Source organism: Bacillus sp. NPDC077411 (assembly GCF_044543425.1).
GTDB lineage: Bacteria > Bacillota > Bacilli > Bacillales > Bacillaceae_G > Bacillus_A > Bacillus_A bruguierae.
This window is the reverse complement of record NZ_JBITWA010000027.1, coordinates 50,338-57,979: the sequence shown is the minus strand read 5'-3', so window position 1 is coordinate 57,979 and position 7,642 is coordinate 50,338. Positions and strand designations below refer to the sequence as shown.

The 7,642-nt window shown below is 34.2% G+C and carries 13 protein-coding genes and 1 pseudogene; 2 read left to right on the top strand and 12 right to left on the bottom strand.

Annotated elements, in window-relative coordinates; genetic code table 11:
• Positions 1-5: 5 nt before the first annotated feature.
• The 11 genes from ACIGHG_RS22975 to ACIGHG_RS22925 form a co-directional block, all read right to left on the bottom strand.
• Positions 6-491, bottom strand: a complete 486-nt coding sequence (locus ACIGHG_RS22975; RefSeq protein ID WP_396550702.1) for a hypothetical protein — start codon at positions 489-491, stop codon at positions 6-8.
• A 3-nt stretch (positions 492-494) separates the two neighbouring features.
• Positions 495-713: a hypothetical protein gene (locus ACIGHG_RS22970; protein WP_396550700.1), complete on the bottom strand. Its 219-nt coding sequence runs from the start codon at positions 711-713 to the stop codon at positions 495-497.
• Positions 710-1,591 (bottom strand): ATP-binding protein, encoded by an 882-nt coding sequence (locus ACIGHG_RS22965; RefSeq protein WP_396550698.1) that lies wholly within the window; start codon positions 1,589-1,591, stop codon positions 710-712. Before ACIGHG_RS22965 ends, ACIGHG_RS22970 begins: the two co-directional genes overlap by 4 nt.
• An 11-nt stretch (positions 1,592-1,602) precedes the next feature.
• Positions 1,603-2,424: a phage replisome organizer N-terminal domain-containing protein gene (locus ACIGHG_RS22960; protein ID WP_396550696.1), complete on the bottom strand. Its 822-nt coding sequence runs from the start codon at positions 2,422-2,424 to the stop codon at positions 1,603-1,605.
• Between the two features lie 127 nt (positions 2,425-2,551).
• Positions 2,552-2,695: a hypothetical protein gene (locus tag ACIGHG_RS22955; protein WP_396550694.1), complete on the bottom strand. Its 144-nt coding sequence runs from the start codon at positions 2,693-2,695 to the stop codon at positions 2,552-2,554.
• A 44-nt stretch (positions 2,696-2,739) separates the two neighbouring features.
• Positions 2,740-3,519, bottom strand: coding sequence for an ORF6C domain-containing protein (locus tag ACIGHG_RS22950; RefSeq protein ID WP_396550692.1), 780 nt, complete (start codon positions 3,517-3,519; stop codon positions 2,740-2,742).
• A 13-nt stretch (positions 3,520-3,532) separates the two neighbouring features.
• On the bottom strand, positions 3,533-4,156 hold the full coding sequence (locus tag ACIGHG_RS22945) for a hypothetical protein (RefSeq protein ID WP_396550690.1): 624 nt from the start codon (positions 4,154-4,156) through the stop codon (positions 3,533-3,535).
• Between the two features lie 47 nt (positions 4,157-4,203).
• Complete coding sequence (locus tag ACIGHG_RS22940; protein ID WP_396550688.1) at positions 4,204-4,359, bottom strand: DUF6906 family protein; 156 nt, start codon at positions 4,357-4,359, stop codon at positions 4,204-4,206.
• Between the two features lie 13 nt (positions 4,360-4,372).
• Positions 4,373-4,519: a hypothetical protein gene (locus ACIGHG_RS22935; RefSeq protein WP_396550686.1), complete on the bottom strand. Its 147-nt coding sequence runs from the start codon at positions 4,517-4,519 to the stop codon at positions 4,373-4,375.
• Positions 4,516-4,659, bottom strand: a complete 144-nt coding sequence (locus tag ACIGHG_RS22930; RefSeq protein WP_396550684.1) for a hypothetical protein — start codon at positions 4,657-4,659, stop codon at positions 4,516-4,518. The genes ACIGHG_RS22935 and ACIGHG_RS22930 overlap by 4 nt, the downstream gene beginning before the upstream one ends.
• The gene (locus ACIGHG_RS22925) at positions 4,637-4,894 is read right to left on the bottom strand and encodes a helix-turn-helix transcriptional regulator (RefSeq protein WP_396550682.1); all 258 of its coding nucleotides are present in this window, start codon (positions 4,892-4,894) and stop codon (positions 4,637-4,639) included. Before ACIGHG_RS22925 ends, ACIGHG_RS22930 begins: the two co-directional genes overlap by 23 nt.
• Positions 4,895-5,064: 170 nt before the next feature.
• Here ACIGHG_RS22925 and ACIGHG_RS22920 point away from each other — a divergent pair, with 170 nt between their 5' ends.
• Together ACIGHG_RS22920 and ACIGHG_RS22915 are read left to right on the top strand one after the other, a co-directional pair.
• On the top strand, positions 5,065-5,751 hold the full coding sequence (locus ACIGHG_RS22920) for a helix-turn-helix domain-containing protein (protein WP_396550680.1): 687 nt from the start codon (positions 5,065-5,067) through the stop codon (positions 5,749-5,751).
• An 84-nt stretch (positions 5,752-5,835) separates the two neighbouring features.
• A complete protein-coding gene (locus ACIGHG_RS22915) occupies positions 5,836-7,227 on the top strand; it encodes a recombinase family protein (protein ID WP_396550678.1) in 1,392 nt (463 codons plus the stop codon).
• 15 nt (positions 7,228-7,242) lie between these two features.
• Here the strand turns inward: ACIGHG_RS22915 and ACIGHG_RS22910 are convergent.
• A pseudogene (locus ACIGHG_RS22910) lies at positions 7,243-7,629 on the bottom strand (UPF0758 domain-containing protein); the annotation flags it as partial.
• Between the last annotated feature and the right edge of the window lie 13 nt (positions 7,630-7,642).

The window sequence follows — 7,642 nt, the reverse complement described above, 5'->3', positions numbered from 1 at the left end:
TCCCCTTAAAAGAATGCCAACTGCCCATCGAACCTTTCTATTAACGTAATAGGATTCTCTTTTACCTCTTCTTGTTGTTTTTGCTGTTCTACAATTGGCTCAAAATTAGCAAACCAATGTAATGGAAAACAACCACAGAACTGTCTTCTTTTCCGGTCATGCCAGAAAAAGCAGTGCGTCTTTTTAGGTTGAATCACATAATCTTTAAGCGGCTTATTTCTATAACCCTTTGCCCTCCAAATAAGCTGCGCTCTGTAAAATGTATCTTGATCTAAATCAGGTATCTGCACATTAGGCTCTGATGACCAAACATCTTTTTCTATTAGCTGAAATCTCTCTTTTGGATAACAACCAAAATGAGCATTTATATTATTAAATCGACTTACATAGTAAAAATTCTGTTTAGCTGGAAAAACGAAGTACTCCTCTCCCTGCTGCAAAACAGGTGAATAATTCGCACCAATACATTTTGCTTTTATTGCGGCTACCATAATTTAAACCCCATCAGGAATATGCTTTTCTTGAAGCTTTTTTAATGCCGTTGATAAATCTTCGAACGCTGTTTCTTTGTTCTTTATCAATACTTCATGTAGATCATCTAAGAAGTGCCGCACTGTTTCATTTGTATAAGACATAATGATTAATTCCTTTAAAACAATCTTTAATTCCTCTAGTATTTCACTACTCGTAACATTGCTTTTGCTTTCTTTCATTGTCTTGCACTCCCCGCCGTAATTGGTATTTTGTAACACGCTTCTCTTAATCGATCTAAAATTCTTCCACCTTGCAAATGACCAAGACGTTCTTGTAATTCTTCATTACTGCAGTTACTTGTAATCACCATCCGTCTCCAAGTACTGTAACGATAATCGATGATTGTATATAAAAACTCGGCTGCGAACTCACTAGGCTTTTCTGCTCCTAGATCATCGAGTATTAATACATCGCATTTCATGAGCATAGCCATAATTTCTTGCTTACTCTCTTTATCGTTATTAAATGTTGAACGGATACGATCCAACAATTGAGTAACGTTATAAACAATCACTTTTATTCCCATGCTTTCTAATGTGTGTTTTAAGGAATAGCACAATCTTGTTTTTCCAGAACCGAATCCACCTTGAAGGAATAAACCTTTTTCTTTCTTGGTCGGAATCTTTTCAATGAAATATATTGCTCCTTTGATAGCCTTCTCTGTACCTTGCCGCATTTCAAAGTTTTCAAGTGCAGCATCGATATATCTCTCAGGTGTAGGCATTAAGTAACGATTTTTTTCACCGTCTTGCAAACGTTTCTGAGCAGCTGCAACAACATCTTGATACCTTATTTCATTTTCTTCAGCAGATGGCTTTCTGAAACATTTCGGACAAACAGGTTGTACTTTACCAGTAGAGCTTATACCAGGTACTTTTTTTAACGTTGTTAACATGTGTATTGGTAGCTGCATCATTGGTATATAGACCTTACACGTCTTACACCAAGCGCCTTCTCCTTCAAGAGACATGGCTTCTACTAATTCATTTACGTTAACCGAGTTTCTGACAGCACGATCACTATTAAATACTTTTTGAAATAACTCCTCTCTATTCATTCAAAGTACCTCTAGAAAGGTAAGTCATCTTGTTCAGCTGCTTCCTGTTCAAAATGTTTTAATCGTTCTTCTGCTGTCATTTCAGAACCTTGTTTCACTTTTGGTTTACTGTTCAAGTAACTTTCAAACTTTGTACCGAATAATGTTTCTGGTCTTAAATATTCATCCCACTTTGGATCTTTAAACCAATGAGATTTCTTTATATCTATTACTTTTTTAAAATCTGAAACTGTATAGTTTTCTGTTAACCGAGCCTTGATTAATGTTCGTGTTTTCTTGGTTGACGTACGATAATTTTTTTCACAGGTAGAATTGAGATAGTTTACTATCTCGACAATATATTTATTTATCTTTTCTATATCTTTATCTATTTCTTTTTCTTCTTCTAGAACGTCTTGTTCCGTCTTATAAGACATCTTAATTTCTTCGCCGCTTTGCTCAAGGAGTTTTTTCTTTTCGTAATATCGTTTATTCCTTGCGGCTCTTAGCTTTTTTGCATGTTCCATACCTTCTATATTCTGATGTTTATCCCAATTTTGAATGTGAATATAATGATCATCATCAATGCTAATCATTTTGTATTTAGCTAATGTATTCAACGCCAAACGCACAGTGTTAACTGGTTTATTAAAAACTGTTGCCAACATTTCATCTGTATAGGGAAATTCAGGTGTTAAATAAATCATTCCTGTATCATTAGTTTTTCCAGCCATAGCTAGTAAACGAATCCAAATAACTAAAATCCCATCTGCTTCAGGCATCGATTCAATAAGTTTTATCTTTTCATCTTCGAACATATTTACATTTAACTTAATCCATTTAATATCGCTCATCCTGTGCACCTCTTTTTGTGGATAAGGGGCTTGATAGCCCCTCTTTTCATGTGCTGGACATGTATGCTATAATTTTGATAACGTTTTTTTCAAATGACATTTTTGTACAGTAACTTGTTGGCGCAAGTTACTTTTTTCTTTCATTACGAATTGATGCATACAAACACGCAATTCGTATTTCTGCTAATAACCGAACTCGTCCACCTCTCTTTTGGGCGTTTAATAAATACAAGTAATCTGCAACTCTAGCATTCTTGTAATCGATATACATCACGTTCACCACCTTTCAATACGCACAAATTTAGTTTTATCTATTTAATGGGATACATCCGTAAAAGTGATTTGTGAATTTACCATATTAATTTCTTCACTTAGTACAATAGGTAGTGAGTATTCATGAATTATCTTTTTAGCTAATTCCAAATGACAACGTTTGATAGCTTTATGACTATTCACTCCAAATTGACGGTATAGTTGGTTATAAATATCTTTATATACCTTTGTTCTAACTCCACGATCTTGATAGGCATTAGAATTTTTACCGCCAAGCAAGATTACGCCACAACGTTTCACAGTATTAGAAATTTCATCACATTCAACTGCAAATAATGGTGCATTATCTCGTAAATCTTTTACCTCTGATTTAATATATTGAATTTCTTGCGCCTGTCCTTCTAACGATTTGAATGTAAGCTTTAAAATACTCATCGGATCCTTTGGAAGTTGTTGCTGATTTAGAATTGCAATTTCTTTCAACTTTTCCTCAACTTTGATGAAATAGTTTCTTGCTTCTTCTCCCTGCTGAGTATGAGATGTCATACAAATTTTTTTAGCGAATGTTGCTGTCAATTTATAATCCTCTCGTTGGATAATTCCACCTGTTGGCGTCTCGACATCAATGTCGACCCGCACATAATCTTCATTTTCTACGGCAAATTTATTCTCTGTAATATTTGTTTTTGCCCATCGAACAAACTGTCCATCTGCCAATCCTAAAAACTTATACACTTTTCTTGCGGATGTTTTACCATCCTCATCAACTGCTAAAAATACCTCGATTGGCGTTTTATCTGTTTGATTCATTAATTCATCCATTTTTCTCTCTCCCTTATTTCAAAGAATGCATAATTCTAATAACTTCATCGCCATTTCCTAAATACTTATCGAATGTTTGTTTCAACCAATTTACAGCTTGGTCTTTATCCATACGATTAACCTCTTTCTTAATACCTGCAGCTGACTTTCCATATCCTCTTGCAGCAAGAGTTCTATAGTATTTATTCATGAATTGAATAGCCTTTGGTAATTGTTCATCAACCATTGAGAGATATGAAAAAATCAAAACTCCTCGTGCACTCAATAAATACTCTCCATTTTGATTAATAAAGTCTGAGTTGTTATCACTTGATACAACTGTTTGTTTTTTCTTTAGACGCCTCATAGTGACATTTGGAGCATTCAATTGTGGTTCCCCTGTCATGAAACGTACTGCTGTTTTATAATCTTTTTTAATTCCTTCTTTTTCGAAGCTGTCTAATATCGTATGTATACCAACCCCTGCCTCTTCTATCGTTACAGCTTCACTAAATACATGAAACTTGTCCCCTGCATATACAACCACCGCGTATAGAGAATGCGGATTTTCTTCTTCAACAGGGAATGCGAAAATCTCTCCTCCAAGTTGTTTTTGATAAAGTCTCGCTTGTTCTTGTATTGCTGTTAATTGATCCATTTGTATTCCTCCTTAAATGTGATAAATACTTGTACGCTTCAACTAAACTATGAATTTGAAATTATACGTGTAGCGTTAGTGTAACGATGAACTAGATGTAGCTCTCCATCCACTTTCTTATAAATCAACCAATTGTCAGGATTTAAGTTATTTAATTTAATCAGCATCTTTTGTTTCTTAGTTGGCTTTTTACCATTCTTCATAATACTTACTCCTTCACTTATTCATATTCATTGCAAACAACTTACGCTTTGCTTCTAATTCCATAGCAAGAAGTAGGACAGGATTGCTGAGAGCTTCAGTACACTTTTGCCTTACTTCTGCAGCTGTCATTAACTTGCTTGCTGATAAAACTCCATTCATGCGGATTTACCTCCTTTCCTTTCAGACTCTTCTTCCTTACGAGCAGCCAACACACGAGGAACCAATGTTTTCATAAAAAATTCAACCATCTTTAACTTTGTTTCCTCGCTTGGTGGATTATCCAATACTGTACGTTTCACTTTCCATCACCGCATCCCCTTCCAAAACTTCATGTTTCATGAAGTTTGTTGGTAAAAAAATTTCTTCAATTCCTTTTCCGAACTTCTGAGCAATTAAGAACATTTCATTTGCCTTAAATTGAGTAACACCATACTCTTTGTTAACATATGTTCTTTTATCAACTCCTATTAAATCAGCCATATCCTGTTGTGTTAGCCTATTGTACATACGCAACGATACTAGTTTGTCTTGCAAAATGATTCACCTCACTTTCAACAACTTCATATTACATGAAGTTACGACATAATTCAACAATTATTTTCATGTTTTATGAAATTTATTATTTATTTTCTTGTTTCATGAAATTTTTAGTTTAAAACTTCATGAAATATGATATAATAGAAAGTGAAAGGAGGTGAAACTTCATGAAACAAGATATCTCTAAATATGTTGGTCAACAAATTAAAAACTTTAGGAAACTAAAGAAAATGACCCAAAAGGAATTAGGTTTACGAATAGGAAAAAAACATAATACAATTTCATCTTATGAAAATGGTACAAATGAACCTGAACAAGATGTGCTATTTGCAATAGCACAAGCATTGGACATATCAATTAATGATTTGTTTCCACCTACAGATGAGGTGTATAAAACTAATGTTCAAACTGCTTCTTTATTAAATGAATCTGAGTATACTTATGTTCCAACTTCAATTTCAGCTGGCTTACCTCTAGAGATTGACGGAATGACAGAAATGGATTTGGAAACTATACGTATTCCTGATTCATTAATGGGGAAATGGGCAGGTAGAGAAGACATTTTTATGACTCGTGTTAATGGTGATTCAATGAATAAAGTTATACCTCACTCTTCTTTGATTGCCGTAAAAGAAGTAACATTAGAAGAACTTTATGATAATGATATAGTTGTTTTTAGTAATGGTTGTGATTATTCTGTGAAGCGTTTCTTTAACGACAAGGAAAATAGACGGCTAATATTCCGACCAGATTCATATGATAATCGTTTCTTTGATTACACGATTTCTTATGAAGATGCTACGAACATAAAAATACACGGTAAAGTAGTAATGTACATAGTAGCATTAGACTAATACCCAGATAAATTAAATCTTTAGCGCTAAATATTTAATGGACAGCCTTGCTAGCTGTCCTCTTTTTAAAAGGAGAGAGAGCATATGACCGTTGGAATATATATTCGTGTTTCTACTGAAGAACAAGCACGAGATGGCTTTTCCATTTCAGCTCAAAAAGAAAAATTAAAAGCGTATTGTATAGCCCAAGATTGGGATAGTTTTAAATTTTATGTAGATGAAGGTATATCAGCAAAAGATACAAATCGTCCTCAATTAAATGCAATGCTGGATCATATTAAGCAAGGACTAATTACAACTGTCCTTGTATATCGATTGGATCGTTTAACACGTTCTGTCATGGATTTGTATCAGCTACTGGATACATTCGATGCATATAACTGTGCATTTAAGTCTGCAACAGAGGTTTATGACACATCAACTGCAATGGGCAGAATGTTTATTACAATTGTTGCTGCGCTTGCTCAGTGGGAGCGTGAGAACTTAGGTGAACGTGTTAGGATGGGACAAATAGAAAAGGCTAGACAAGGTGAATACTCTGCAAAGGCGCCGTTTGGATTTAATAAAGATGAAAATAGTAAATTAGTTATCAATGAACAGGAAAGTAAAGTCGTTTTAAATATGGTAAAGAAAGTAGAAGAAGGTTACTCTATTAGACAGCTTGCTGCACATTTAGATAGCTATGTGAGGCCTATTAGAGGTTACAAATGGCATATACGTACTATTTTAGATATATTGTCAAATCACGCTATTTACGGGGCAATTAGGTGGTCTGATGAGATAATTGAGGGGGCACATAAAGGAATCATTACAAAAGATAGATTCATGAAGATACAAAAACTACTGTCATCAAGGCAGAACTTAAAAAAGCGTAAAACAACATCCATTTTTATTTTTCAAATGAAGTTAATTTGCCCAAACTGTGGTAATCGTTTAACTTGTGAAAGAGTTATGTATCATCGGAAGAAAGATAACATGCATATTGAGCACAACCGTTACCGATGCCAAGTTTGTGCTTTAAATAAAAGAAAAGCCTTTTCTTCCAGTGAAAAGAAAATAGAAAAGGCATTTTTAGATTACATTCAAAATTTACGTTTCGAACAAATCCCACAACCAACAAAAGAAGATGACGAATCAGAAATTATAAAAAAGCAACTTGCAAAAGTGGAACGACAAAGAGAAAAATTCCAAAAAGCTTGGTCTAATGATTTAATGACAGATGAAGAATTTACAGAGCTTATGAAAGAAACAAAAAGTACACTTGAATCATTAAAAGAAAAACTTCACTCTTTAACACCAAACGAAAACAAAGAGATAGATCTGGACGTTATAAAAGATATTATAAATAACATCAAAAATAACTGGTCAGTTCTACCTCCTACTGATAAAAAACAATTTATGAATATGTTTATAGAGAGTATTGAAATTAGTAAAAATGAAAGAGCGACGGAGATATTAAATGTCGCATTTTATTAGTATTTATGTTATGTTTACACATACAAAATGTTCTTGTTGTAAAAAGCGCATCTCCTCCATCATATAACGTGCGCAATCTTCCGGATTACGAATGCTATATCTATTTTGATACTCTAAGCGTACCATTCTTCGTCCGAGTTCAAAAGCAGCAATAAGTTGGGATGCTTTTGCCACCCCAACGCCATGAATGCTTGTCATTTCTTCAATTGTTGCATCTTTTAACATTCGTAATCCGTCAAAATGATGCAAAATTTGATTTGCTAATGTTAAAACTGACTCCTCTTTTGAACCAGTTCGAAGTAATATAGCGAGAAGTTCTGTGTTTGATAAGCTGCTTGCTCCTTCTAGCAATAAACGTTCCCGTGGTTGATCTTCTTTCACAACATCACGAATGCAGCTCATATTCCAGCCTCCT

Coding starts and splice junctions, on each gene's coding strand:
- ACIGHG_RS22965 (WP_396550698.1), bottom strand. CDS start 1,591: ATGAATAGAGAGGAGTTATTTCAAAAAGTATTTAATAGTGATCGTGCT.
- ACIGHG_RS22935 (WP_396550686.1), bottom strand. CDS start 4,519: ATGAATGGAGTTTTATCAGCAAGCAAGTTAATGACAGCTGCAGAAGTA.
- ACIGHG_RS22940 (WP_396550688.1), bottom strand. CDS start 4,359: ATGAAGAATGGTAAAAAGCCAACTAAGAAACAAAAGATGCTGATTAAA.
- ACIGHG_RS22955 (WP_396550694.1), bottom strand. CDS start 2,695: ATGTATATCGATTACAAGAATGCTAGAGTTGCAGATTACTTGTATTTA.
- ACIGHG_RS22920 (WP_396550680.1), top strand. CDS start 5,065: ATGAAACAAGATATCTCTAAATATGTTGGTCAACAAATTAAAAACTTT.
- ACIGHG_RS22915 (WP_396550678.1), top strand. CDS start 5,836: ATGACCGTTGGAATATATATTCGTGTTTCTACTGAAGAACAAGCACGA.
- ACIGHG_RS22960 (WP_396550696.1), bottom strand. CDS start 2,424: ATGAGCGATATTAAATGGATTAAGTTAAATGTAAATATGTTCGAAGAT.
- ACIGHG_RS22950 (WP_396550692.1), bottom strand. CDS start 3,519: ATGGATGAATTAATGAATCAAACAGATAAAACGCCAATCGAGGTATTT.
- ACIGHG_RS22970 (WP_396550700.1), bottom strand. CDS start 713: ATGAAAGAAAGCAAAAGCAATGTTACGAGTAGTGAAATACTAGAGGAA.
- ACIGHG_RS22945 (WP_396550690.1), bottom strand. CDS start 4,156: ATGGATCAATTAACAGCAATACAAGAACAAGCGAGACTTTATCAAAAA.
- ACIGHG_RS22975 (WP_396550702.1), bottom strand. CDS start 491: ATGGTAGCCGCAATAAAAGCAAAATGTATTGGTGCGAATTATTCACCT.